The organism is Pseudofrankia saprophytica, from assembly GCF_000235425.2.
Lineage (GTDB): Bacteria > Actinomycetota > Actinomycetes > Frankiales > Frankiaceae > Pseudofrankia > Pseudofrankia saprophytica.
In genome coordinates this window covers 3,201,990-3,226,985 of the sequence record NZ_KI912266.1, presented here as the reverse complement: position 1 = coordinate 3,226,985, position 24,996 = coordinate 3,201,990, and the positions used below count along the sequence as shown (strand labels likewise).

At 71.5% G+C, this 24,996-nt stretch carries 19 protein-coding genes and 1 pseudogene; 13 read left to right on the top strand and 7 right to left on the bottom strand.

From position 1 onward, the window contains the following. Positions 1-99 precede the first annotated feature (99 nt). Both FRCN3DRAFT_RS54035 and FRCN3DRAFT_RS0213375 read left to right on the top strand, forming a co-directional pair. A complete protein-coding gene (locus FRCN3DRAFT_RS54035; protein WP_007516209.1) occupies positions 100-336 on the top strand; it encodes a hypothetical protein in 237 nt (78 codons plus the stop codon). A 72-nt stretch (positions 337-408) separates the two neighbouring features. Continuing rightward, complete coding sequence (locus FRCN3DRAFT_RS0213375; RefSeq protein ID WP_007516208.1) at positions 409-1,215, top strand: helix-turn-helix domain-containing protein; 807 nt, start codon at positions 409-411, stop codon at positions 1,213-1,215. 203 nt (positions 1,216-1,418) lie between these two features. Here the strand turns inward: FRCN3DRAFT_RS0213375 and FRCN3DRAFT_RS0213370 are convergent, their stop codons facing one another. Together FRCN3DRAFT_RS0213370 and FRCN3DRAFT_RS57415 are read right to left on the bottom strand one after the other, a co-directional pair. Next, positions 1,419-2,261, bottom strand: a complete 843-nt coding sequence (locus FRCN3DRAFT_RS0213370) for an IS5 family transposase (protein WP_027140517.1) — start codon at positions 2,259-2,261, stop codon at positions 1,419-1,421. A 115-nt stretch (positions 2,262-2,376) separates the two neighbouring features. Then, complete coding sequence (locus FRCN3DRAFT_RS57415) at positions 2,377-2,721, bottom strand: transposase (protein WP_342435308.1); 345 nt, start codon at positions 2,719-2,721, stop codon at positions 2,377-2,379. A 388-nt stretch (positions 2,722-3,109) separates the two neighbouring features. Between FRCN3DRAFT_RS57415 and FRCN3DRAFT_RS44355 the strand changes: the two genes are divergently transcribed. Next, positions 3,110-6,757 carry a WD40 repeat domain-containing serine/threonine protein kinase gene (locus FRCN3DRAFT_RS44355; RefSeq protein WP_007514195.1) on the top strand — a complete coding sequence of 1,216 codons (3,648 nt, stop codon included), beginning with the start codon at positions 3,110-3,112 and terminating at the stop codon, positions 6,755-6,757. A gap of 172 nt (positions 6,758-6,929) precedes the next feature. Here the strand turns inward: FRCN3DRAFT_RS44355 and FRCN3DRAFT_RS55065 are convergent, their stop codons facing one another. Then, positions 6,930-7,199, bottom strand: coding sequence for a hypothetical protein (locus FRCN3DRAFT_RS55065; protein ID WP_027140542.1), 270 nt, complete (start codon positions 7,197-7,199; stop codon positions 6,930-6,932). A gap of 146 nt (positions 7,200-7,345) precedes the next feature. Between FRCN3DRAFT_RS55065 and FRCN3DRAFT_RS57095 the strand changes: the two genes are divergently transcribed. From FRCN3DRAFT_RS57095 to FRCN3DRAFT_RS0213315, 5 genes are all read left to right on the top strand, one after another. Continuing rightward, entirely contained in the window at positions 7,346-12,541 is a 5,196-nt protein-coding gene (locus FRCN3DRAFT_RS57095; RefSeq protein WP_198535969.1) for a tetratricopeptide repeat protein, read from the top strand. Positions 12,542-13,031: 490 nt separating this feature from the next. Beyond that, entirely contained in the window at positions 13,032-13,961 is a 930-nt protein-coding gene (locus FRCN3DRAFT_RS0213335) for a methyltransferase domain-containing protein (RefSeq protein ID WP_232794031.1), read from the top strand. A 209-nt stretch (positions 13,962-14,170) separates the two neighbouring features. Beyond that, positions 14,171-14,488 carry a DUF7507 domain-containing protein gene (locus FRCN3DRAFT_RS0213325; protein ID WP_027140541.1) on the top strand — a complete coding sequence of 106 codons (318 nt, stop codon included), beginning with the start codon at positions 14,171-14,173 and terminating at the stop codon, positions 14,486-14,488. Continuing rightward, positions 14,434-15,237, top strand: a complete 804-nt coding sequence (locus tag FRCN3DRAFT_RS57690) for a DUF7507 domain-containing protein (protein ID WP_425343340.1) — start codon at positions 14,434-14,436, stop codon at positions 15,235-15,237. The genes FRCN3DRAFT_RS0213325 and FRCN3DRAFT_RS57690 overlap by 55 nt, the downstream gene beginning before the upstream one ends. A gap of 376 nt (positions 15,238-15,613) precedes the next feature. Further along, positions 15,614-16,747: a glycosyltransferase gene (locus tag FRCN3DRAFT_RS0213315; RefSeq protein WP_007514182.1), complete on the top strand. Its 1,134-nt coding sequence runs from the start codon at positions 15,614-15,616 to the stop codon at positions 16,745-16,747. Positions 16,748-16,920: 173 nt separating this feature from the next. Here FRCN3DRAFT_RS0213315 and FRCN3DRAFT_RS44340 read toward each other — a convergent pair. Beyond that, positions 16,921-17,205 (bottom strand): annotated as a pseudogene (locus tag FRCN3DRAFT_RS44340) (group II intron maturase-specific domain-containing protein); the annotation flags it as partial. Between the two features lie 446 nt (positions 17,206-17,651). Here FRCN3DRAFT_RS44340 and FRCN3DRAFT_RS44335 point away from each other — a divergent pair. Both FRCN3DRAFT_RS44335 and FRCN3DRAFT_RS0213300 read left to right on the top strand, forming a co-directional pair. Then, the gene (locus tag FRCN3DRAFT_RS44335) at positions 17,652-18,356 is read left to right on the top strand and encodes an integrase core domain-containing protein (protein WP_007514178.1); all 705 of its coding nucleotides are present in this window, start codon (positions 17,652-17,654) and stop codon (positions 18,354-18,356) included. A 15-nt stretch (positions 18,357-18,371) separates the two neighbouring features. After that, positions 18,372-18,956 carry an aromatic-ring hydroxylase C-terminal domain-containing protein gene (locus FRCN3DRAFT_RS0213300; RefSeq protein ID WP_007514176.1) on the top strand — a complete coding sequence of 195 codons (585 nt, stop codon included), beginning with the start codon at positions 18,372-18,374 and terminating at the stop codon, positions 18,954-18,956. Between the two features lie 200 nt (positions 18,957-19,156). On the opposite strand, the gene FRCN3DRAFT_RS0213295 is transcribed toward FRCN3DRAFT_RS0213300, so the two are convergent. From FRCN3DRAFT_RS0213295 to FRCN3DRAFT_RS55055, 3 genes are all read right to left on the bottom strand, one after another. Further along, a complete protein-coding gene (locus FRCN3DRAFT_RS0213295) occupies positions 19,157-20,668 on the bottom strand; it encodes an alpha/beta hydrolase domain-containing protein (RefSeq protein WP_007514174.1) in 1,512 nt (503 codons plus the stop codon). 240 nt (positions 20,669-20,908) lie between these two features. Beyond that, entirely contained in the window at positions 20,909-21,475 is a 567-nt protein-coding gene (locus FRCN3DRAFT_RS0213290) for a TetR/AcrR family transcriptional regulator (protein ID WP_007514170.1), read from the bottom strand. Positions 21,476-21,776: 301 nt separating this feature from the next. Beyond that, on the bottom strand, positions 21,777-22,232 hold the full coding sequence (locus FRCN3DRAFT_RS55055; RefSeq protein WP_007514168.1) for an alpha/beta hydrolase fold domain-containing protein: 456 nt from the start codon (positions 22,230-22,232) through the stop codon (positions 21,777-21,779). A 655-nt stretch (positions 22,233-22,887) separates the two neighbouring features. On the opposite strand from FRCN3DRAFT_RS55055, the gene FRCN3DRAFT_RS0213275 reads away from it, so the two are divergent. From FRCN3DRAFT_RS0213275 to FRCN3DRAFT_RS0213265, 3 genes are all read left to right on the top strand, one after another. Next, on the top strand, positions 22,888-23,370 hold the full coding sequence (locus FRCN3DRAFT_RS0213275; protein ID WP_007514166.1) for a MarR family winged helix-turn-helix transcriptional regulator: 483 nt from the start codon (positions 22,888-22,890) through the stop codon (positions 23,368-23,370). Between the two features lie 146 nt (positions 23,371-23,516). Further along, positions 23,517-24,140, top strand: a complete 624-nt coding sequence (locus tag FRCN3DRAFT_RS0213270; RefSeq protein ID WP_007514165.1) for a DsbA family protein — start codon at positions 23,517-23,519, stop codon at positions 24,138-24,140. Between the two features lie 47 nt (positions 24,141-24,187). Next, on the top strand, positions 24,188-24,994 hold the full coding sequence (locus FRCN3DRAFT_RS0213265; RefSeq protein WP_007514163.1) for an MBL fold metallo-hydrolase: 807 nt from the start codon (positions 24,188-24,190) through the stop codon (positions 24,992-24,994). Positions 24,995-24,996 lie beyond the last annotated feature (2 nt).

Below are 24,996 nucleotides of genomic sequence, written 5' to 3'. Positions count from 1 at the left end.
TCGCCGGCTGGCTACCGGCGGATCGACGTGCTGGCTGCTCGTCGCAAGACCCGTCCGGACCTGTAATCAGCACGTTGTCTTCTGGAAAGGGGCTGTGCCGTGGGCGCACGCACCAGCCGCATCTGGCGCGCGAAGCGCGCGGGTTCATCTGAGCAGACGTCCTGGTGGGCGGTGCTCCTGCACCTGTTCGTTCTCGTTCTCGTCATCGTGGTCGTCGTTGTGCTGAGGCGCTATGGCTACGACCCGGTCACCACGCTCGGCCTGATCTCGGCCGCCGCCGCGGCGGCGGCCGAGATCAGGCGCCAGATGCTGGGCGGCGAGAAGCAGCCGGGCTGACCGGTGTCGAGGGATCCGGCCAAGCGTCGTCCGGGCCGACCCGAACGACCGATCGATCCCGCCGGCGGTCCGGTGGCCGCGTTCGCGCAGCGTCTGCGGGACCTGCGGCCACCGGAGATGACCTTTGACCTGATGGCGAAGGTCGCGCTCTGCTCGAAGCCGACGTTGGCGGCCGCCGCAGCGGGACGGAAGATGCCGACCTGGTCGGTCACCTGCGCCTACCTGACGGCCTGCGGTGTGTCCGAGGACGAGCGGGAAGTCTGGCAGCAGGAACATGCGATCGTCGCCCGCGAGCACCAGGCCTGGACCCGGCGCGAGGCTGGCGGCGGGGAAGGCGCCGTCGAGGCCTCCAGGCTGCCGGGCCCGGAGGACGTGCGGACAGCCGAGGACTTTGCCAGGGCGCTCGACGGGCTTCGGCAGAGTAGGGGCCTGTCGTTCCGGGATATGGAGCGGCGGGCGCGCATGCTGAATCTGCCGCGGGCGCTCCCCTTTCAGACAGCGCATGACGCGTTGAAGAACGGCAGGCCGTCCGAACACACGTTGCGGACCATCCTCGCAGTCTGTCGTGTGCCCGGCGGCGACCGAGCGGCGTGGCTTGATGCCTGGCGACGTGTTGTCGCGCAGGCCGACCATGACCGTGCGGTCGCCCGCGCCATGCACGTCCTGGGGCGTCCCTCCGATCCGGCGGAGCACAACAAGGCCATCGAGATGCTGACCACGGCGATGGCCGCCTACCCACCGGATGACCCCCGCCACCGCAGCCTCGCCGACCATCTCGCGACCCTGCTCACGACGCTTTATCCGCGCCCCGAAGGCAACAGTGCCCCGCCGCGCCGTACATACGACTACCTGAGGGATCAGGAGAACGAGGAACCGTAGGCCTTCGTCACCCGGTCCGCCGCGAGGCGCCGAGCGGGTCCTGCGATGCTGGCTCGGATGTGCCTGGCGGGCGGACGAGTGTCGGTGCCATCATGGCGAGCCGAGCCAGGACGCCGGGGGCTGCGTGCTCGCCTTCGCTACCGCCTACCGGCACTGGAACACCGCTGCTTCCCTTAGAGCCTGTCCTGAATCTTGAAGGGCTATCAGCTCGCCGTGTTCGGTTGCTCGCGGGCCGTCCAGCGTTCGACGGGCTTGCCGCGGACGAGGCGGCGGGCCATGGTGCGGATCATGGCCCAGCGGATGAAGGCGACCGAGCTTGCCGGGTCTCGTTCGTAGTCGCGGGCGAGGCGGCGGTGCGCGGTGAGCCAGGCCAGGGTGCGCTCGACGACCCATCGTTTCGGGAGGGCGGTGAAGCCTTTCTGTCCGTCTTTCTTGCGGACGACCTCGACGGTGGTCTTGAGAATGTCGGTGGCCCAGGTGACGAACTTGCCGGCGAAGCCGCCGTCGGCGAACAGGTGCCGACACGTCGGGGTGGTGAAGTAGTGGTCGAGCAGGAGTTGGCGAGCGCCGTCGCGGTCCTGGCGGCTGGCGGGCAGCACGAGTACCCCCAGCAGCAGGCCCAACGTGTCGACGACGATGAACCGCTTGCGGCCGTTGACCTTCTTGCCCGCGTCGTAGCCACGGCTGGGGTGGGTGACGGTCTGGGCGCCCTTCACGGACTGGGAGTCGATCACCCCGGCGGTCGGCCGCGGCCGGCGGCCCTCGGCCTGGCGCAACTGGTCGCGCAGCCCGTCGTGGACCCGGATGACGACGCCCTTGCGTTTCCACCGGTCGAAGAAGCCGTAGACCGTCTTCCAGGGTGGGAAGTCCGCCGGCAGCGCCCGCCACACGATCCCGTTGTGGGCCACGTACAGGATCGCGTCCACGATGTCGCGCCGGTCATGGCTCTCGGGCCGGCCGTCCTTCGGAACCGGCGGCAACAGCGGCGCCACGTACGCCCACTCCTCATCCGACATATCCGAGGGATAGCGGCGAGATCGTCCCATGTCCCGACCGTGACCAGCCCGTCCCAGCCGTTCACGCCACCACACCGCGAAGATCGGGAACGGGCCACGGCCAGCCCACAACATCAAGATTCAGGACAGGCTCTTAGAGCTGGTTTCAGAATGATCCTTTGAGTTTTCGTAGGCAGATGATCGAGCAGGCGAGGGTCAGGAATGCCTGGTGGATGTCCGCGCGGCGTTCCCAGCGGGTGCGGAGCCGGCGGAACCGGCGTATCCAGCCGATGGTCCGCTCGACGGGCAAGCGTTGGCAGCCGAGGCCGGAGCCGTGGGGGTGCGCGGGAGCAATCCAGGTTCTCCCCTGCCGGCGCTGAGCCTGCCCTATGCCGACCCGGTAGCTCCCGTTAGTCCTCCTCGGGCGGGCCCGAGGCAGTCGGGGTCGCCCGAGGCACAGCCGACGCTTCCGCAGACCGGCAGGTGACCATCGCGACGACCTCGTCAACATCCATGGCTGGTGCCTCCCGCCCCAGGCCGGATGATCACGGCCCGCAGGTCCCGGTTCGGCCACGCGTCGTCGACGGCGGTGAACAGGTCGCCCGATCCTATTGGGTCGGTTTCAGGGTCGGGTTCGATCAAGTAGAGGCCGCACCCAAGGTGCGCGGCGATGTAGCCGCGAGGAACGAAGGTGGCGGTCGGGTCGAGCTCCGGCCGGGCGGCCTGGCCTTGCTCGCCGCCGGTACCGGCCTCACCGGGTCTGAGCTGTCGCGAACGCGATCGGAATAGGCAGAGTCTTCGCGTCACGACTAGCCTGATCCTTGCGACATACTTTCGGCCAGCTCATGGGGGCCGCATGCGGACGCAACGGGCGCTCGACGCGCTGGTCGGCTGACGCCATGGCGCCGGCTGAGGACTGGAAACCGGGCGACGTCGTACTCGGCCTGTACGAGGTACTCGACGTGGTGCACAGCGGCGGCATGGGCGTCGTGCACCGAGTGCGCCATCGCGGCTGGCAGATCGACATGGCCGTGAAGACGCCGCGCTCGAAGATGGTTCGCACACCGGATGGCCGCGCCCGTTTCGAGGCCGAGGCTGCCACCTGGGTCAAGCTCGGGCTGCACCCGCATACGGTCGCCTGCGCGTATGTCCGCACCATCGACGACGTCCCCCGGGTGTTCGCCGAGTGGGTGGACGGCGGAAGTCTGGCGCAGGCCGTGAGCAGCCGGGACCTCTACGCGGGCGGCGGGCAGGCAGCGCTGGGCCGCATTCTCGACACGGCCGTCCAGATGGCGTGGGGTCTCGCGCACGCGCACGCGGCCGGGCTCGTCCACATGGACGTCAAACCCGCCAACGTGATGCTGGAACCGGACGGCACGGCCAAGGTCACCGATTTCGGCGTAGCCAAGGCGCGGGCGGCGGCGACCGGTGAGAGCGCGCCCGCACGGCCGCCGGACGTCCCGGTGGCCGTCAGCTTCGGCGGGATGACGCCCGCCTACTGCTCGCCGGAACAGGCCGCCGCCGCCGTGGACCGGACCATCCGGCTGACCGCCGCGACGGACGTGTGGTCCTGGGCGGTGACCGTCCTGGAGATGTTCGCGGGCGGTCGGTCGGGCCGCCACGGCCCGGCCGCCGGGGCGGCGCTCGACGCGTTCCTGCGCGGCAGCGGCGTCGGCGACCCGCGGATCCCGCCGATGCCAGCGGACGTCGCCGTCCTGCTGCGCGAGTGCTTCGCCGCCGATCCGGCGGCGCGCCCCGCGAGCCTCGTCGACCTGGCGGCGCGGCTGCATGGGCTCTACCCCGAGCTCGTCGGCGCCGCCTACGAGCGGCCCGCGCCCAGGGCGGCCCGGCTGCTGGCGGACGGCCTGTCGAACCAGGCCCTGTCGTTCCTCGACCTAGGCGGGATAGACGAGGCCGAAGCGCTGTGGCTGGAGGCGCTCGGCACCGACCCGTACCACCTTCCGTCTGTCTACAACCTCGGCCTGCACCGCTGGCGGTCGGGCCGCCAGACCGGCGAGGAGCTGGTCGCGAACGTCGAGGCGGCCATGGCCGCCGACGGCGGGGCGCAGGCGGGGCGCGGCGCGCTGCTCCTGGGCGCCGCGCAGCTGGAACGGCACGAGGACGAGCGCGCGGGGGAACTGTTGCGGGCGGCGTCCGTCACCGACCCGGGTTCGGCGGACGTCGCCGCGGCGCTCGCCGCGTGGGAGCACCGCCCGCCACGGATCCATGCCGGCCTCGAGGACCACGGCGCGGACGTGTCTGCCGTCGCGAGCAGCGCCGACGGCGGCCTCGTCCTGTCCGGTGACCGCGCGGGCGGGCTGCTGCTCTGGGCGCCGGGGCGCGGCGGACGGCGGGCGCGGCGCACCCTGACCAAGGATGGCGAGCCCGTCACGGCCGTGGCGATGGACACCGCCGGCACGCTCGGCCTCGCCGTCCGCGCCGGCGCCGCCGAGATCTGGGACCTCAGGCGCGGCCGGCGCCGGGACCTGCCGCGGTTCGACGGGGATGCCGCCGTGGTGGCCGTGGCGGTCAGCGGCGACGGCCGGTACGTGGCGACGGGGTCCGCGCGCGGCGTACTGCGGGTCTGGGAGGCGAGTACACCCCGGGTCGTCAACACCATGGACGACCACATGGGCGCGATCAGCTCGTTGGCGCTGAGCCACGACGGCACCATGGCACTGTCCGCGTCCTTCGGCGGGCTGATGGCGGATGGCGACGGCACCGTCCGTGCCTGGGACGTCGCCCGCAGGACCTGCACCACGACGCTGGTCGGGCCGGCCAGGGGAACGTTGCACGGCAGGCCCGTGCGCAGCTTTCCGATGGACATCGGGGCGGTGTCCGCCGACGCCCGGTGCGCCGTGGTCGCCTGGTGGAAGGGGCCGCTCACGGTGTTCGACGCGCGACGGCGCATCGTGGTGAGCGAGGCCGGTCACCGGTGGCGGTCCGTGACGTCCCTGGCGGTCAGCTCGGCCGGGCCGACCGTGCTGACGGCTGGCGATGCCGCCGTGCCGGTCCAGGTCTGGGACGCGACGACCGGTCGCTGCCTGCGCACGCTGGACCAGCAGCTGCCGGCTCATGCCCGGTGGGTGCACACCGCGGCGGTCAGCGCCGATGGCCGGGTCGCCGTCCTGGGCATCGGCAGTCGCCAGGTGGCGGTCCGGTCACTGCCTGCCGCCGATTACCAGGCGCCCTGGTGCTACGCGCGGCCCCGGGCCGCGCGCGAGCTCACCGGGGTGCAGGACGTGTTCGGCGACCTGATGGACCAGGCGAGCGACCTCACGGCGCAGGGCCGGTTCTCCGCCGCCGCCGAAGCCCTGCGGTCCGCGCAGGGGATGCCGGGCTTCGCCCGCCATCCGGAGCTGCGGGCGGCGTGGGCGCGGGTCGGCGCGCACGGCCACAGGTCCGAACTGCTCGGCGCGTGGCAGCTGTACTCCTACAACGGGCACGGCGAGTTCACCCAGCCGACGACGCTGGCCCTGCGCGCCGACGGCCTGGTCTCGGCAATCGGCTGGTGGACCGGCGAGGTGGATGTCTGGGACTTCGCCGTCGGTGAGCGGCTGCACATCTTCAACCGTGGCGAGGGCGGGAGCGCGCGGGACATCCGGTTCGCGCTCGGCGGCGCCCTGCTCGTCGTTCTGACGTCCCAAGGCATGATCCAGCGGCTGAGCCTCGTCGACGGCAGCAGGCAGCTGTTCACCGACGAGATGGGCGCGATCAGCGCGTTCGCGTTGATGCCGACGGATGACGATGACCGTATCTTGATCGGTGACAAGGCCGGCGTCCTACGCTTGCGCAGGCTTACCACAGGTGCGCTCCTGCGCGAGCTGCGAGCGCACGGCGGGGCGGTCCACACGGTCGCGCTCAGTCCCGACGGGCGGTATGCGGCCTCCCTCGGCGGCACCCACCAGAACGCGGACGAGTCCGACAACCCCTTCCGCGACAGTGAAGTCAAGGCGTGGTCGCTCGACGCGGACCAGCCCAGTTGGACGCTGCCGTCGCACAGCCGTTTCGAACGCCTCGACTTCAGCGCGGACAGCCGGACCCTCTTCCTCTGCACCGGCCTGTCCGTCGGAGCCTGGGACGTCGCCAGCGGCGAGCTTCGGTACTCCTTGACCAACCAAGGCAGCTACGGCACTGGGGACACCCTCATAGCGTTCAGCGCGGACCACGGGTTGGCCGCGACGCCCGACCGGGACGCGCTGCGCGTGTGGGCGACGGACACCGGAGAGGTGCGCCAGACCCTGGCGCTGGCGGGGAAGCCGCGTGCCTTCGCCCTCAGCGCTGACGGTTCGTTCGCGGTCACCGCCGGCGGGGAACGCCTGGTGCAGGTCTGGGACGTCGCTTCCGGGCGCTGTCTGCGGACGTTGGAGGGACACAGCGCCCCGGTCACCAAGGCGACGCTGAGCGAGGACGGCACGCTCCTGGCGACCACCGACCTGAGTAGCGGCCTGTGCGCCTGGGGCCTGGCCTGGGACTTCACCTTCCCGTCCCGGTCCCCCGCCGCTGGCATCACGGGCGGTTCGGCGGCCCAGGGTGAGATCCCATGAACCACCGAACAGCTGAGCCTATGGGTGCCCAGAACCGGGTCCGGTCAGGCTGCCTGCAGGGATTCGTGGATGAGGCCGCCGAGCCGGTCCCGTCGGATCACCGAGGCCTGGGCCTCTGGCTGCGGTCCGGTCGTGTCCGGCGGCGTCGTCGCGCGAGTCAGTGGCGGCGACATCAGGACTCGGCCGCGGGCGCCGGGGCGTCGTCCTGACGGGTGGGGGTTTCGTAGCGGGCGATCAGGGCGTCCACGGCCGCGGCGAGGTCCGGTCGGGTTTGCCGCAGCCGGCGGAGCCGGGCGATGGCGGCATCTCGCTGGACGTCCGTGGCCTCGTGCGCGGACGCCGCGGCGAACCGTGCTGCCCGGTCAGGCTGGCCCGTCAGCAGGAACGGACGTCGAGGCCTTCGTCTCCCGCAGGACGGCTCAGACGCCCTCGCGGAGAGCACCAGGCGACTGGGCGGAGACCGGCCGCACCTACACGGCGGCTTGGATGTCCGGCCGGCCGGTGCCCGCCAACCGCAGGGATATCGGCGGGGCCCAGGCGGGGTGCGATGATCGTGGGGTGGTCGACGGGGGTGGGACCGCCGATGGCGTGGCTGGGGACAGGCGTCGGGAGTTCTTGGTCTCCCATGCCCGGGAGGATCAGGCGTGGGCGGAGTGGATCGCCTGGGAGCTTGAGACTGCCGGCTATCGGGTGCTGCTGCCGGTGTGGGACGCCGTCCCGGCGTCCAACTGGGTCGATGTTCTCCACCGGGCCGTCGGCGAGGTCCGGTGCGTGATCGCGGTCGTCTCGGCGGCCTATGACCGGTCCCTGCTCGGCAGGGCGGAATGGCAGGCCGCGATGGCCGCGGACCTGTCCGGACAGGCGCGACGGCTGATTCCGGTCCGGGTCGAGGACGTCCCGCTGACGGGCCTGCTGGCGCCGCGGGTGCCCGTCAATCTATTCGGCCTCGACGCCTCGGCGGCGCGCGAACGGCTGGTCGCGGCCGTGCACCACGCGCTCAGCGGTGCCCGGGCAAAGCCGACCTCACCGCCACCACTACCGCCTGGGGCACGGGAACCGGTCGGCGCGGTGGGATTCCCGGGCGGGGCCTGGCTGTTCGGCCTTCCGGTCGTCGAGCCGTTGTCCCCGCCCTACCTGGGCGTAGACCGGGCGCAAGGTCCGCTCGCGGCGATGCGGGCGCTGTCGCGGATCGTGCCGTTCCAGCCGCGCGACGAGCTCGACGGGCTGCTGCAGTGGTGCGCCGGGCTCCCAGGGACCACGTCGGCTCCGGAGATCCGGATCGTGTCGGGTGTCGGCGGTTCCGGCAAGACGCATCTGCTGGCCGAGCTGACCCAGCGGCTCGCCGCCGACGGGTGGTATGCCGGCTTCCTACGTGACGATCTCCCGCAGGCGAGCCTGGACTGGTTGGCGACGGTCGAGGCTCCGGTGGCGGTCGCGGTCGACTACGCCGAGGCCGCCCGCACCCCGGCGGTGCTGGCCGCGGCCCGTGCGCTGGCGCTGCGCCCGACAGCGCCGACCTGCCTGTTGCTCGGCGCGCGGACGGTGTCCGGGTGGTGGAGTGACGACCTGCGCCCGGCACTGCGCCGCGACGGCCTGCCGGCGACGGCCGCGCACGACCCGTTGCCGGTCCACCATCCGAGCCCGGGCCGGGTCTACCGGCGCGCCCGCGCCGCGTTCGCCGCCGAGGCCGGCAGTCCCGACCCTGGCGGCGACCCGCCGCCGCCACCGATGGTCGGCATGTGGACGACGCTGGACCTGGTGATGCTCGCCTGGCTGCGCGTCCATCGTGCCGGCGCGCTTCCCGCCAGCCACGCCGCCGTGTATGAGGCGGTCCTCGACCATGAGATTGGCTACTGGAGCCGCGCCTACACCCGCCACTTCGGTGACCGGGTGCCCACGCACACCGTGCTGCGCGCTGCCGGCGCCGCGGTCACCCTCCTGGCCCCGACGCCGTCCCGGCTGGGACCAGCCCTGGCGCACACGCCGGTGCTGGCGCGCGCGGACCAGCTCCGGGACGAGGTCGCCGAGACCTTCACCCGCGTCCTGCCGACCGACCCGGCCGACGGCACGATCGCCGTTCGCCCCGACCGCGTCGGCGACCACCTCGCGACGACGGTCTATCAAAGCGATCCGCTGCGGCTCGTCGCCCAGCTCACCGACGCCGACGACGCCGAGCGCCGGCACGCCTGCCTCACGCTGACCCGTGCCGCCGACACCGCCGAGGACCCAACGGTCGTCGAAGGGCTCGCGACCCGCGCCGTCGAAGAGGTTTCCGGGCTGTGGCGCCCGGCGCTCGCGGTCGCCGCCCTGCGCGGCGGACCCATGCTCACCGCCCTCGTCCGGCTGGCGGAACGCCCCGACACCCCGCTGCCCCTCGACCAGCTCGCCAGCAGCCTGCCGCTCGGCCACGGCACGCTGCGGCCGCTGGCGCTCGCCGCCGCGACCCGCCAGGTGGCGGACGCGCAGGTCCCGTCCGCCACCGTGCAGGAGACCACCGTCGCCACGCGGGCCGCCGCCCTACACACCTATGCGGTGCGGCTCGCCGAGTCCGGCGAGCCCGAGAAAGCCCTGGCCGCGGCCCGCGCCGCGGCCGACCAGTATCGGGGTCTCGCCACGGCCAACCCCGCGCGGTTCATCCCCGACCTGGCCGGAGCCCTGAGCACGTTCGCCGGCGAGCTTTCGGAGACCGGTGACTCCCGGCGCGCTGTCGCCGTGGCCCGGGAGGCAGCCGACCTGCGTCGCCAGCTCGCGCAGGCCGACCCGGCGCGGTTCGAACCCGCGCTGGCGGTCACCCTGCACAACCTCGCCACCTTCCTGTCGAGGACAGGCGATCGTGGCCAAGCCCTCACCGCCGCCCGCGAGGCGACCGAGCTACGACGCCGGCTGGCCGACGCCGACGCGGCCGTCCTGCCCGACCTGGCGACCTCGCTGAACAACCTGGCCAGCTATCTCGCCGAGACCGGCGACCGGGCCCAGGCGCTCGCCGTCGCCCGCGAGGCCACCGCCGCGCGCCGCCAGCTCGCGGACGCCGACCCCGCGGCGTTCGCTCCCGATCTCGCCCGTTCGCTGGACAACCTCGCCCAGGCGCTGCGCGACGCCGGCGACCGCACCGAGGCAGCCGCGACCGCCCAGGAAGCGGTAGCGCTGCACCGCCGCCTCGTGACGGCCAACCCGACGGCGTTCCTCCCGAACCTGGCCTCCTCGCTGAACAACCTCGCGAACAGGCTCGCCGACATCGGCGAGCAGGCGGCCGCGCTGGTCGTCATCCGCGAGGCGGTCGACCTGCGCCGAGCGCTGGCCGCGGCGACCCCGGCGGCGTTCACGGCCGATCTCGCGACCTCGCTGAACAACCTGGCCGCCCGCCTCGCAGCGACCGGTGACCGCGACCAGGCCGTCACCATCGGCGCCGAAGCCCTCACGCTGTACCGCCGCCTCGCCGAGGACGGCCCAGCCGCCTACCTGCCGAACCTGGCGACCGCGCTGACCAACCTCGCCCTCTACAGCGCCGACGTCGGCGACCGGCAGCAGGCAACCGCGCTGATCCGCGAGGCCGTCGAGCTCCGCCACCGCCTCGCCGAAGCCGACCCGGCCGCCTTCACACCCGAGCTCGCCGGCGCGATGAACAGCCTCGCCAGCCTGCTGGCCGAAACCGGCGACTGGTCACAGGCCCTCGACGCGGCGACCACCGCCGCCACGCTCTACCGCCGGCTGGCCGAAGCCGACCCGGCGGCGTTCCTGCCCGACCTCGCCACCGCGCTGACCAACCTCGCCGCCAGCCTGTCGAACACCGGCGACCGCCGGCAAGCGATGAACGTCGCCCACGAAGCCGTCACGCTGCACCGCCATCTGGCCGCCACCAACCCGGCCGCGTTCGTACCCGACCTCGCTTCCGCCCTGAACAACCTCGCGACCTTCCTCGCCGAGACCGGCGACCGCGACCAGGCCCTCACCGCGGCCCGCGAAGCCACCGACCTGCGACGCCAGCTCGCCACCACCGACCCGGCGCTCTACCAGCCCGACCTCGCCAACGCGCTGAACACTCTCGCGAACCGCCTCGCGGACGCCGGCCACCGCGACCAGGCACTCGCCACCGCCCAGGAAGCCCTCGCCCTACGCCGCCAGCTCGCCGCCACCAGGCCCGAAACTGCGCTGCCGGGACTCGCGACCGCGCTGCACAACCTCGCGATCCACCTCTCCGACGCCGGCCATCACAACCAGGCCCTCGCCGCTGCCGGCGAGGCCGTCGACCTGCGGCGACGCCTCGCGGCGACCAACCGGGCAGCGTTCCGGCCAGACCTGGCCGCCGCGCTGCACACCCACGCCATCGAACTGTCCAACGCCGACGACCCCGCACACGCCCTCACGACGGCCCGCGAAGCCCTCGAGCTCTACCGCGAACTGGCCCACGCCAGCCCCGCGGCGTTCACACCGCGCCTCGCCCAGACACTCACCACCCTCGCGACCCTCACCGCGGCAGCAGCCGACCACGACGGCGCGCTGGCGTTCGCCCGCGAGGCTGTCACGCTGCGCCGCCACCTCGCCGAGATCAACCCCGCGGCGTTCCGACCGGGACTCGCCGCCTCCCTGCGCACCCTCGCCGACCGGCTCGCCGACACCGGCGACCACACCGGCGCACTCAACGCCGCCCGCGAGGCCGTCACCACCTACCGCACCCTCGCCGACACAAGCCCCGCCGCTTTCCTTCCCGCCCTGGCCACGGCGGTCAGCACCCTCGCGGACCAGCTGACCCGAGCCGGCCGGCACGACGAGGCCCTCGCCGCCTTCCACGACGACCAGGTAGAGGCCCTCGGGCCCGACGGGGCGGGCTACCTGCTGGCCGCTCGCGCGTCATGGCGCGCCGGCGACGATCCACCAGGCACAGCCGCCGACCTCGCCGCCGCGGCCCGCTACCTACACGAGGCCGACAACGGCGCGCTGGCGACGCGGGCACGCCGCACCCTGCGCGCGACCGCGCTGCGACTCCCCACCACGACCCGCCACGACCTGCCCGACTGGGCCCAGCTCCCCGTACGAGACAGCACCATCGACGCCGTCGGCACCTGGGCCGACGCCGAAACCTGGGACGCGCACGAAGCCGTCCTCACCCGGATCGTCGCCGACCTCCCCGACCCCACGCTGCGCGCCGAGCTCGACGTCCTCGCCCGCCTGTTCCCAGACCTGCCGGCCTCCGGCGAACTCGCCGGCATCCTCGACGACATCACCAACGACGGCCTCGACGCCACCCTGCGCCGCCTCCGCGACGACGACGAGTTCCGCACGCTGCTCCTCGGCTGGCTCACGGCACCCACCTGGTCGGAGTCCCGTGACTACATCGCCAACCACCCCGAGCTGATCACCGATCCCCGAGCCGGTGCCCTGCTCGCAACCGCGCCGGGCCCGAAGGCCGCCCAGCACCTCGCCATTCTCACCCTGCTCGCCGACCGCGACCTCGACGACGTCTTTGACCTCCTCACCGACCCCGCCGCCGCCACCGCCGACGCCATGGCAGCCGCCACCGCCGGTGACAGCGAACTGCTCGCCAGCATCGCCGCCACCGCGCCCTACCTCGTGGACCTCCCCTTCGTCGGCCACTTCCTCGCCGCCATCCACGCACTACTCACCGGCAACCCCACCAGCGCAAACGAACTGGCAGCCACCGCAGCCGCCGACGCCACCGACCTCCAACGCCGCGCCGCCTCCACCCGCCTCCACCACCTCCGCAAAACCCACCCAGAACTCACCACCACCATCAACCAACTCGTCGACACGCTCCGAGAAGGATGATGTCCATGCTCAATTGCTACGAGAACTGCACATTCACCAAGAGACCGCATCCGTGTCGAGGTGGCCTGCCTGGCCTGGCTCGTGGGCCTGGCCCTCGCTCTGCGAGGCACGCTCCCGCGGGAACGGGCCCGCATCCTCGAAGCGTACGGCCGCGCTGTCCCCGGTATCGGGGCGCGAGGACCACGGCTTGATCGTCACCGCTGCGGACCGAACGGACCCGGTAGCTGACACTCGCCGATCCAGGGACCCTCTGGCGTAAGGACCCTTGATCATCGCTGTCGCCAACGGCGGTACGGGTCCTCCTCGAGCCCCGGGTTGATCTATTGGATCGGTCGGGGGCGGGTGTCAGGGGCGGTTCGTTGGACGGGCGGCGTGGCTTGGCCGCCAGGATTTCGAGGCCACTCAACGGCACACGGTGCTGATTCGCCGTAGCAGTGATGTCATCTCGCGTCGTGGTACCTGCGGCGCGGTAGGAGGTGAGGATGTGGCCGTGAACTCCTCGCCGCGGGCTCGCGACTCTGGCCCCGAACCCGGTCCGGCGACCACCGCGAGTCCGCCCGCAGAGGCTCCCGGCTCGCCGGGCGGGGCCTCGTCGCCGGGCGTGCTGGGGGCTGCCCCTGATCACCGCTATCTCCTCGACAACGCGCAGGCCGAGGCGGGCGAGCGGTTCGTCGCGCTGGCCGAGCTGTTCGACGGCGTGACGCGCGGGCACTTCGACCGCCTGGGGGTGGGGCCGGGATGGCGCTGCTGGGAGGTGGGGGCCGGAGGTCGCAGCATCCCCGAGGCGCTCGCCGCGGCCGTCGGACCGACCGGATACGTACTGGCGACGGACATCAATCCAGCGTGGCTGGACCCGCAGGGGACCTACGAGGTACGCCGGCACGACATCGGCGCGGATCCCCCGCCGGGGACGTTTGACCTGGTGCACGCCCGGCTCGTCCTCGTCCATGTGCCCGACCGCGCTCGAGCGCTGGCAACGATGGTGGCGGCGCTGCGGCCCGGCGGCTGGCTTCTGGTGGAGGACGCGGACACCGAGCTGCAGCCGTTGGCGTGCCTCGACGAAAGCGGCCCGGCGCAGCGGCGAGCCAACCGGCTGCGGCGCGCCTTCCGGGAGTTGATGACACGCCGCGGCGCCGATCTGCGCTACGGCCGTACGCTGCCTCGGACGTTGCGCGAGGCCGGCCTGGTCGATGTCGCGGCGGCGGGCAGTTTCCCGGTCGGCGGGGCGGTCTGCGACCGCCTGGAGATAGCGACGATGCGACAGGTCCGCGCCGAGCTGGTCGCCGCCCGGCTGGCCGATGAAGCCGAGATCGACGCGCACGTCGCGGCCGTCGGCGCCGGCGGGCTCGATCTCACCCTCGCACCGCTGATCTCGGCGTGGGGACGCCGCCCCGAACAAGGCGATCTTGACGTGGTTTGAGGTGCGCCAGAAACGAGGGCTCCTCGACGGACCGTCACCGGTCGTCCGTCGTCGTTTCCGCAGGTCGCGGAGTCCCAGGCGGGTCTAGACGAGGACCGCGGGCTCGACGGCGAGCAAACGGCCATCCACGAGCATATCCACCCATTTCGCTAACTGAGGGTAATCCGTTGCGAATGAGACGACAGCGGGCATCTCGCCTCGTCGTCCAGGTGGCGCACGACCGTGTCCAGTTCGTCGAACTCATCGGGGTCGAGGCGGGCGCCTCGGTTATCTGCACCAGCCCTTACGCCACCACGGCGGCCGACCTGGCTGCCGGGCATGTGAGCGGCACCGTGACCGCGAGCGGCATCGACCCGGCGGGGCTCACGGTCACGGCCACCACGACGCCGTTCCTGAGCGCGGTCGCCGCCCCGCCCGCGCTCACACTCACCAAGGCGGCGAGCCCGACCACGTACGCCGCCGCGGCCAGGACATCCAGTACGACTTCACGGCCACGAACACCGGCGGATCCGACCTCGCCGACCTGACCGTCATCGACTCGAGCCTGCCGACGGTCGCCTATCAGGCGACGGTGCTGGCGCCCGGCGCGTCCACCGAGTGCACGGGCACCCACACGACGTCGGCTGCCGACGTCAGCACGGGCGTCGTGGTGAACACGGCCGCCGCGAACGCCTTCACGCCCACTTCAGGCTCGGTGTGGTCAACCCCGCCACCGCCGCGGCCGGCCTCGTCGGCGGCGGATCCGCCGGACCGCCCGGGCCTGCCGGGCCCGCTGGACCTGCCGGGCCTGCCGGGCCTGCCGGGCCTGCCGGCGCGACCGGTCCCGCTGGGCCAGCCGGTCCGGCTGGGCCCACAGGCCCCGCCGGACCGCCTGGGACGACCGGGGCCCGGACAGTCTCCTTGCGCCTTTCCCAGTGGTGGGGACCTCGGGCGGAGTCTGGCCGACTGCCTGGTTCTCCGGCTGGCGTACGGTCTCCTGACCAGGGCGAATGGCTCCGAACGGCCACCGGCGCGCGGGTTGAGCACGCGCGCTGGTGGCCGTTTCGTCAGGAGGTGGCCGACCAGGCGGCGTCTTGCCGTTCTCGCTGGCCCCGCATGGGCCGCCGGCGCCTTTCTCCTTCGGCGTCCCGCGCCAGTCCCCGCCGTCCTTAGGAGACGGCAGGCGCGCCCGGTTCCGCCTCGAGGGCGCCGAGATCGTAGCTGTGCCCACCGAGATGCTCGGCCGGCAGCGTGCAGGAGACGAACGGATCGCGTTCCTGGCCGCAGAAGTCCGTGAGCTCGACGAGTTCCCGCCCAAGCGATCGGCGCCGGGCACGCCTTCGCCCAGAATCTCCGCCGCCGCCACTACGAACTCGGTGCCGACGCCGAAACCCATCACCGACCCGCAACAGCGTTCACCGAACTCCCCCTGGCTCTGTGACCACGCAACCAGCCCGCCCGAGCCTTACCCCGGACCAGCTCAATGCAACAGCGCCCGACTGTGTCCCTGCGTCTGCTCTGTCTGATCTTGTTCGGGTGTGTGGGTGGCTTGTCCTGCTCGGTCGTTCGTCGGCGTCGAAGGACGTCGAGCTGCTCGTGCCCCCGCCGCGTCGAGTGAACAGGGGGCGAGCCGGACCGGTAAGGTCTTCCTCAACCTGCGAAAAGAGCAGCCGATGCGGATCCTGTTCACCGCCTGCCCCTTCTTCGGCCACGTCAACACTGTGCTTCCACTCGCGCTGGCCGCGCAGCGCGCCGGGCACGAGGTTGCCGTCGCCACTGGCGCCGACTTCGGGGAACACATCGCACGTCGCGGTCTGACGGCCTGGTCGGTCGGGCCCACGTCCGTCGAGGCGGGGACACCCAGCTCGCCGGCGTATTTCTGGCACACCGCCAGCCAGCGCGCCGTCGACCTGCTCCCCCTGGCCGCCGCGTGGGGCCCGGACCTCATCGTGTCCGAGGAACTGGAGTTCGCCGGGGCCATCGCCGCGGCTCGCGGCGACTCCCGTCACGTCGTGCACGGGCTGGGAATCGCCGCGGCCGGCGACTGGGAGATGTTTGCCGCGAGCATCGACGAGCTCGGAAGGCAGTGGGACGTGCCCGACCTCGCCGACGCACATCGCGGCGCGGTCTACCTGTCCATCTGCCCACCGACCCTGCAGCCACCGACCAGGTCGGAGCGCAGGGCGTCGGAGCGCAGGGTGCAGCCGCTGCGCCCCGGTGTCGGCGAGCCCGCGCCGGGCGAGCGGCTACCCGAGGCACTCATGGCGCTGCCGTACGAGCGCACCCTGCACCTCACTCTTGGCACGGTGTTCCACCAGCGTCGACCCGGAGTGCTGGAGGCGGCCATCGCCGGGCTGCGCGAGCTGCCGGTCAACCTCGTCGTCACCGTCGGCCCCGACGTGGCTCCCGATCGTTTCGGCTCACAGCCGCCGCACGTCCTCGTCGAGCGTTACCTCCCGCATGCGCTCCTACTGCCCCGCTGCGACCTCGTCGTCTCCCAGGGCGGCGCCGGGATCCTGCTCGGCACGCTGGCACACGGCCTGCCCCAGCTCGTGCTGCCCCAGGGCGCTGACCAGTTCGACAACGGCGCGGCCGCGCAGCGGGCGGGTGTCGCGCTCACGCTCGACGACTCTGTGGTGACCCCGCTCGCGATCACCGAAGCAGTAGGTCAGCTGCTCGGCGACCCGCGGTACGCGGCGGCGGCCCGCGCCGTGCAGAAGGAGATCGACACGATGCCAAGCGCGGACGACGTGCTCACGTCGATGATCGCAGGCCCCGCGCCGAGGGCCTCTCGCTCTGCCTGGTAGGGAAATGACGAACCAGTGAGATGCCCACCGCCGACAGACCCGTGAGAACAGCTGTGGAAGCGCAGGCCAGCAAGGGCCGCAACGACAGCAAGAATGGTCGGGTGGCCGGGGAGGTTTTCACTCCCCGGCTCCCACGGAACGGAGCGTGAGGGTCTCCCCTCACTCCGCTCTTCTCATCCAGCCATCCAGAAGTTGCGTGTCCAAACCCAGTGCACGAATAGCGTGCGGCACCGGTGGGTGACCGCCTGCCACCATGCCATGGCAGACTTGAACGCGCGAAGCCGTTTGTATTTCCTGCGGGCCCATCGCACCACGTAGGCGTTGATGCGTTTGAGAAGCGGGAACATCTCCAGCCGGTTGAACCGGCCCCAGTAGTTCATCCAACCTCGCACCATCGGGTTGATGGCTTGCGCGAGGTCGTCCAGCGTCTGCCCGGTGCGCCGGTGGATCCGCCAGGAGCGGACCTCCGCGCTCTTGGCCTGTGGGGTGCAAGTGGACGGTCAGGGGCGCTGAGCTGGGCGAACCGCACGTCAGGGATCATGGCGGACACGGTGTCGACGGTCGTGTTCCTGCTGATCCGTAGGCTGCTCAGCGCGGCCGGTCTCGGTGGTCGGCCGGACGAGAAGGACGTTGAGATCGCCGTCCTGCGCCACCAGCTGGCAGTGCTGCGCCAGCAAGTCGCCCGGCCGCGGTACTCCTCGTCCGATCGGATGCTGCTGGCCAGCCTGGCTCGGTTCCTGCCCCGGCCGCGCTGGTCGGTGTTCCTCGTGACCCCCGCGACGCTGCTGCGTTGGCATCGCGAGCTGGTCCGGCGCCGGTGGACCTATCCGCCGACGCGTCGGGGCCGCCGGCTGCAGGAGGCGACGGTGCAGCTGGTGCTGCGCCTGGCCCGGGAGAACCCGCGATGGGCTACGTCCGCATCGTCGGGGAATGCCACAAGCTCCACGTCCGGGTCTCGGCCACCTCGGTGCGCAATCTCCTGCGCCGCCACGGCCTGGGCCCGGCACCCCGCCGTGGCGCAGGGCCGAGTTGGTCGCAGTTCCTGCGTGCTCAGGCCCACGGCGCGCTGGCCTGCGACTTCCTCACGATCGACACCGTGACCCTGGCCAGGCTCTACGTGCTGTTCTTCATCGGACTCGACCGCCGCCACGTCTGGCTCGCCGGCGTCACCGAACACCCCACCGCCGCCTGGGTCACCCAGCAAGCCAGAAACCTGACCTACCAGCTCGCCGACAGTCACGGCGGGCCGTACAGGTTCCTGATCCGCGACCGGGATGCCAAGCTCGTCGCCGGCTTCGACGAGGTCTTTACCGACGAGGGCATTCGGATCCTCAGGACGCCGGTCCAGGCGCCGCGGGCGAACGCCTTCGCCGAACGCTGGATCCGCGCCGTCCGCGCCGAGCGCCTGGACTGGAACTTGATCTGGAACCGGCGCCACGCCGACCAGGTTCTGTCGACCTACGTCAAGCACTACAACACCGCTCGACCTCACCGAGGCATCGACCTCGACACCCCCACCGCGCAGACCTCGACCGGCGATCCGGCTGGCCCGATCAGACGCATCGACCGCCTCGGCGGCCTCCTCCACGAATACCAACGAGCCGCATGATCAAGGCTCCGACCGGTGAAATCGCACACTTGCACCCTTCACGACATGGGCTACCAGTACACGTCACCGGTCGTCGTCGACGACGGCAGCCCCGACGCCGACCCGCCCGGCGCCGACTACCAGCCGACCGCCGCACCCGGCTGCCGGGCGCCCCATCTGTGGCTGGCCGACGGCACGTCCACCATCGACCTGTTCGACCAGCGCTTCGTCCTGCTGACCGCCGAACCCGGCCACGCCTGGCGCGCCGCCGCCGCCCACGCCACCAGGGCACCCGTCGACAGCCATGTCATCCCCGAGCCGAACTGGCCGGGCCTCTATGGCGTCGCGCCCGACGGCGCGGTCCTCGTCCGCCCCGACGGGCACGTCGCCTGGCGCAGCCGGACCTCATCCACCGATCCGGTGACGGACATCCACCGCCCTGACCACCAGCACCGGAAGCTGAACCCAGCCCACCAGCAGCCACACGACGGACCTTCCGCATACGTCGGGGACGTGGCCGGGGAACCGCCTGACCAGGCGCGGAACCGATCAGGGACGCCACGCCATCAGCGTGAACCGCGCACCGCATACAACCAAGGGAGACCATCGTGCTACTCGTAGAGATTGAAACGCCGCCCCGGCTGAACCAGATCGGCTGGTTGCTGGCGCTGTCGCCAGTCATGTCGCTCGTGTAGGTCGCGGCAGTCGTAACGACCATGTCGGGCTCCGGAGTAGATCAGGCCGCCGACCTCACCCACAGCCTCGACGGCATAGCCAACCAGCTCCCAAGCAGGCAATGACGACGTCGGCGGCGCCAAGTTTCACTTGATGTCTGATGGTTGCGCGAAGGCGAGCAGCGCGGCGCGGTCTGCCTCGAGGACGAATCCGGCTTTGATCGTGCTGTCGACCGCCGTTGTGTACTGCCGAAGGTAGGCGTCACGGGACGGGTAGAGAGCCGCGAGTCGCTCGGCGGGCAGCGGAATCGTCGAGCCGAACAGCTGGCAGATCGGCGATCCGCTCGGCCCGGGCTTGCCTGAAAGCACGGCGACCGGCACATCCACGGGCGGGGTGCGCACGCCGCCCCGGGCGATGCCGTTGGCGTCGCGCCCGATCTGCGGCGGGCTGTCCGGTGTGACCTCGATCCGCGGTGCGGTGGCAGGTCGTGTCCCCGCGGAGACCCAGTTCTCGAGGGCGTGCAGTGCCGCCTTCACGACGAGGTGCATGGGGGCGTTGTTGAGCGGCGCCCCGCAGTCGATCGCGCTCACGAACGGGCCGAGTGTGTGCGCGTCCGCGTGCGCGGCACCAGCGACCTCCCAGAGGCGGAACCGGTCGCTGTCGGGCTGGCGCGAGCTGAGGGAGTTCAGCACGACGGTGAGGTCGCCCTCGGCCTGGGCCTCGAGTACAGGTACGTCGGTGTCGGTCCGGATGACTGTCGGTGATTGCGCAGGGCGGTCGGCGAGGCTGGCGGGCTGGCCGGGCGCGACGAGCGGCAGGGCGCCGGCGCCACGGCTCAGGACGAGGAAACCGTCGAACGCGCGGGTGAGGGGTTGCACTCCGTTGATGTAGGTGACGAGCGCGTACGCCGACTGGGATTGGCCGGCCGCGAGCACGTGCCGCGGCTTCAGGCCGCCTGTCGCCATGCCGCCGCCGCGTACCGCGCGTGCGGCCTGGGTGAAGATGTCGAAGGAGTACCCGTCGCCGGGTTGGTCGAGCGAGCCGTACCGCGCGGGGTCCGCGCCCACCAGTCCACTCGAGGCGGGGGCTCCACCGGCCGAGACGAGCGCGGATCCGCCCATGACGCCGATACGCTGCGCCGAGACGCCCACCCACGCGTCGCCCCGGCGCATCAGCTCCTCGTGCGTGTTGGCCCACATGGCGTCCGAGTCGGCCCCGCCGCTGACGTTCAACCACTCGACGACGACGGTGCCGCTGAACTTGCCCGCGGCCGGTCGCCGGACGAGCACTCGGGTGCTGTACGCGGCGGTGCTGCCGGGTTGGAACGTCCAACGGCCGTCGGGAGCGAGCGCGCCCTGCGGGTTGTACGACGTCGCCGTCCCTGACGCGACGTACTCGTCCTCGACGTACCCGGTGCCGGTCAGGTTGACGACCGTCGTCGAGGCACCCATGTTGACGCCTTTTCCGCCGCTGAGTTCGTGTAAGTCGGCAGCCGGTCCCGCGGGTCGGGGCGGGGTTGTCGCGGACGTTTCCGGCGTTGCGTCCGAGCCGCCGGAACAAGCCGATCCCAACGCGGCAACGGTGAGCGAACCGATAATCACCAAAAGATGCCGACCCGTCACAACCCTACGGTTTCTGGCCGTATTCTCACGTCGCATTGTGGTCAAGCCTCCATTGTTTCCTGACGTTCACCGACATTGGCATCATGACCAGCTGGCGGATTGGACGGCCAACTAGACCTGCTCGGAAGGGTTAGTCCGGTTGCCGGGCTAGATGGATATCGCGACTCGACCCACCGCAGATCGGCATTCGCAGATCACATTCGATGACCAGATCCCGGGTCGGCGGCGGGAAGGCCTTCCATGCGTAGGCGCGGAAAGACGGCCCGGCCGTCTGGTTCATCGAACGCGACCTCGGTCTGCTCGGGGATGTTGGCCACCGGTGAGGACCGATACGAGGCGGAGCATGCGGTCCGCCAACTCCTCGGGATCGAGGGGGTCTGCACCGTAGAACAACCAGTCGTTGACGATCGCCGCCGTCCCACCCATGAAAAACGCCGCCAGGTCGTCCACTGCGTCCTGGTCCAACTCGCCGAACAGCCTCCGCATGGCCGGTCCCTGGAATGAGCTGAACGCGCTGTTCAACGCCCTGGTCATGGCGAACGCGCACGACCCGGAAAGCATCGGGCGATAAAACGACCGGTACCGAGCGAAGTGCCGCGCCACCGCCAGCGCCCCCAGCCCTTCAGCCTCAGCGCCGTCCTCGAGCCGCGGAAAGAGCTCCCGATTGACCAGGTCCACCGCTGCTTCCACGAGAAGCGACTCACGATCGCCGAACTGCGTGTAGATCACTTTCCGGGTCACGTCCGCCGCCTCGGCGAGGTCGGTGACGGGGACGTCCGCCGTGCCGCGCTCGGAGACCAGGCGCACGGCGGCCGCGAACAGGGCCGAGCGCGACCGCAGCACCCTTCGGTCCTGGGTGCGGGGCTCCCGCGACGGCTCAGGTCGCACGTCTCAATAATACACATGTGCTTCCAAAGGAACAGATGTATCCTATCGCCGCCGTCGGGCGGCGCGATCGCCTGGGTGGGTGAGCGGGGCCGGTTCCAGGGGTGCCGGGGACGCCCGCTTCGCCTTCAGCTCCGAGAACCGCGGCGGGCCCATGCCCCGCTCGCGGGGCGACGCATCCGCGTGGGTGTTTTCGGCCTGATCGCCTTCATGGGGCCCGTTCGGGACGGTCACCGGCGCGGGCTGCCAAGGACGTGAGTTAGCCAGCGGTCACGTGCCGTGAAGGCGTCGGTGCGAGCGCGGAGTGGGGTGCCATGTCCTCGATGCCGTGGAAGCCGCCGGGCCAGACGTGCAGTTCGGCGTCGCCACCGCTGGCCCAGATGGTGGAGGCGAAGGCGACGTCCCCGTCGCGGAAGAGCTCGACGGAGCCGACGCCGATGAAGGTCGGGGGGAGACCGGACAGGTCGGTCGCGCGGCCGGGAGCGGCGTAGCTGGAGACGCCGTCGGCGCCGGCGCGATCTCCGAGCAGCATGCGCCAACCGGTCTGGTTGCTGGTCCGGCTCCATAGAAGGTCGCCCGTGAGGTGGGACGACGGGGCCTGCATGCGGTCATCGAGCATCGGGCTCAGCAGCAGGAGCCCGGCAAGGTGCCGGTCCAGGCCGGCGGCGCGTTCCAGAACCAGAACATGTGCCATGAGCAGCAGCTCGACCAGCATCAGACAGGCCGCAGCGCCTCGACAACCCCGAGCCGGTCGACCAGCTCGGCGACCGCGGCCACCCCCCGCCATCCGGTCACCGACCGGTCCACCGGCCCGAACGGCGCGGTTCTGCTCGCGCATCGATCCGGTACAGGATTCGCCGATGGCTGGTTCAACCTCCCGTCGGTTCATTAGGCAAGCAGCCTGTTGAGTCCGGTGTGTCGAGGGTCCGGGGGCGCCCGCGCTGTGGCTGCCCGGGACGGCGCCATGGTTGGGATCGGTGTGCTGATGGGCCGCGAGCGCCGCGCCAGGCCTGCGTCGTCGATTGATCTGCTCACGCGAGGAACTCGTGTCCTGTTGCTGTGATGCCCCCGGGCTGCCCGCTGGAGATCTTCCCGGCCGCGTTGAGGACAACCACAACCCCGCAACGCGCGGGCGCGAGCGCGGTGACCCCGCGCTGCGGAGACGACGAACCGCCCTGCCGGGCCCAGGCTGGTCGTCGGGGAACTCTGGCGCGGGTCGTGACCTGCGGCAAGTCCGTATGGTCAGGCGCGCTGCGTGCGCAGTGTGCGGGGCAGGGAGGGATGGCCCGCTCACTGGTCGGCGTGCGCGGCATGATCGGTGTGTGGGCGCCGGTGGCGATGACGTGGGCAGTGGGCCCGTGGATGAGCGGATGGGGATCTCGACGGCGCAGGAGGCCGCGAATGACGAGCTCGTCCTGGCTTTCAGGCGGTTGCAGGGGGCGGCTAACCGGCTGGGGTACCTGCTCGGGCGCGCGCTGGAGGAGGAGTGCGGGATCGGCCATCTGATGTTCGAGGTGCTGCTGATTCTGGGGCGTGCGGGTAGCCCGGGGCTGTCGATGCGGTCTGTTGCCCAGGAGCAGGTGTTGACGACGGGTGGTGTGACGCGGCTGGTGGCCCGCATGGAGGCGGCTGGGCTTGTCGAACGCGCGCAAGCTCCGGGTGACCGGCGCGGGCGGCTGGTTCGGCTTACCCCGCTGGGTGAGGAGACCGCGGTCCGTGCGTCGCGGATGCATGTGGAGAACATCAGGCGGTGCTTCCTGGAGCCACTGCCCGTAGCGGACCGCGAGCGGTTCGCGGAGGACCTCCGCGTTCTCAGCCATGCGGCGCGGGACATGCTGCCGCGCCTGCCCTGAGCCCCGGCCCGCGCGGCGGCGCCCCTACTGGAGGCGCCATGTGGCCTAGGTCATACAAATGGGGAAATATCTGACGAGTCAGTTACTGTTCCGTCAGGTAGATCGCCCGCATCGGGCGGGCGTCGACATGGCTGTCGAGGTCTTCGATGAAGCTCGTCTACGTTTTCGATGCCTACTGTGGCTGGTCGCACGGGTTCTCCGAGACAGTGCGCGAAGTCGTCTCCCGCCATCCGGGGCTGTCGGTGGAGGTCGTCTCGGGTGGCCTGTTCACCGGGGAGCGTCGGGTACCGATCCGGGCGTTCGGATACGTGCAGGGCGCGAACGCCAAGATCGGCGAGCTGACCGGAGCGGAGTTCGCGGACGCCTACGACCGGCTGATCGCTGACGGTTCCTTCGTCATGGACTCCGAGGCCGCCGCCCGTGGCGTGGCCGCGCTACGCCAGGCCGCCCCCGGACGGGCGCTGGAACTCGCGGCGACGCTTCAGCGGGCCTTCTATGTCGACGGGCGCAGTCTGTCCGATCCGGCCACCTACAGGGGGGTCGCCGAGACGGCCGGGCTGGACGCCGCCGCCGTCGTCGCCGCCTTCCAGGCACCCGAGGCAGAGGCCGCGGCCGAGGCGGACTTCCGCCGCGCCGCCGCGCTGGACGTCACCAGTTTCCCGACCCTGCTCGCCGTTGACGGCGAGCGCGTCACCACCCTGGCCCGCGGCCACGCCACCGCCGACGAGGTCGACTCGCGCCTGGCCGTGCTCCGCGCGGACACCCGCTGACCGTTCTCCCATCTCTGTCCGTCCCACAGAACACAAGGAGCGCTCGCATGAGCACCCTGGACTTCACCGTCTTCGACCTGGACTTCCCCGTAGGCAGCAAGAACAAGACCGCCACCCTGGTCGCCGGTGAGAACGAGGTACTGCTGGTCGACGCCGGCTTCACCCGCGCGGATGGCCACCGGCTGGCAGCCGCGGTGCTGGACTCCGGCAAGAGGCTGACCACCGTGGTCCTCAGCCACGGCGACCCGGACTTCTACTTCGGCGCCGAGGTGCTCGCCGACGCATTCCCTGACGCGCGTTTCGTCGCCACCGAGCCGGCCATCGAGCACATCCACCACTCCTACGAGGGCAAGCTCAAGGCGTGGGCGGCTCTCGGGGCGAACCTGCCCACCCGTCTGGTCGACCTGGCCCCGCTCAGCGGCGGCCTCACGCTGGAAGGCCACCGCTTCGACCTCAGGGGCGGCGCGGCCGAGCTGCCCGACCGGCACTATCTGTGGCAGCCCGAGCAGCGCGCGATCCTCGGCGGCGTGCTGCTGTTCCAGCAGGAGCACGTCTGGATCGCCGACACCCCCACCCCCGAGCAGCGGGCCGCCTGGATCAGGCAGCTGGACGACATGGCCGCCCTCGCCCCGAGGATTGTCGTGCCCGGCCACCGCCTGCCGAACACCCCCGCCGACGCCTCCGCGATCACCGCCACCCGCGACTACCTCACCGCCTTCGAGGAGGAACTCGCGAGCGCCGCCGACGGCGCCGCGCTGACCGACGCCCTCGTGCGGCGCTACCCCGGCCACGGCATGCTGATCGCCGCGCAGATCGGAGCCAAGGTCGCCAAGGGCGAGATGAGCTGGGGCTGACG

Excerpts from the sequence above, each read along its gene's own strand:
- FRCN3DRAFT_RS0213370 (WP_027140517.1), bottom strand. The coding sequence starts at position 2,261 with ATGGGACGATCTCGCCGCTATCCCTCGGATATGTCGGATGAGGAGTGG.
- FRCN3DRAFT_RS57415 (WP_342435308.1), bottom strand. The coding sequence starts at position 2,721 with ATGTTGACGAGGTCGTCGCGATGGTCACCTGCCGGTCTGCGGAAGCGT.
- FRCN3DRAFT_RS44355 (WP_007514195.1), top strand. The coding sequence starts at position 3,110 with ATGGCGCCGGCTGAGGACTGGAAACCGGGCGACGTCGTACTCGGCCTG.
- FRCN3DRAFT_RS0213315 (WP_007514182.1), top strand. The coding sequence starts at position 15,614 with ATGCGGATCCTGTTCACCGCCTGCCCCTTCTTCGGCCACGTCAACACT.
- FRCN3DRAFT_RS44335 (WP_007514178.1), top strand. The coding sequence starts at position 17,652 with ATGGGCTACGTCCGCATCGTCGGGGAATGCCACAAGCTCCACGTCCGG.
- FRCN3DRAFT_RS0213295 (WP_007514174.1), bottom strand. The coding sequence starts at position 20,668 with ATGCGACGTGAGAATACGGCCAGAAACCGTAGGGTTGTGACGGGTCGG.
- FRCN3DRAFT_RS55055 (WP_007514168.1), bottom strand. The coding sequence starts at position 22,232 with ATGCTGGTCGAGCTGCTGCTCATGGCACATGTTCTGGTTCTGGAACGC.
- FRCN3DRAFT_RS0213275 (WP_007514166.1), top strand. The coding sequence starts at position 22,888 with ATGGGGATCTCGACGGCGCAGGAGGCCGCGAATGACGAGCTCGTCCTG.
- FRCN3DRAFT_RS0213270 (WP_007514165.1), top strand. The coding sequence starts at position 23,517 with ATGAAGCTCGTCTACGTTTTCGATGCCTACTGTGGCTGGTCGCACGGG.
- FRCN3DRAFT_RS0213265 (WP_007514163.1), top strand. The coding sequence starts at position 24,188 with ATGAGCACCCTGGACTTCACCGTCTTCGACCTGGACTTCCCCGTAGGC.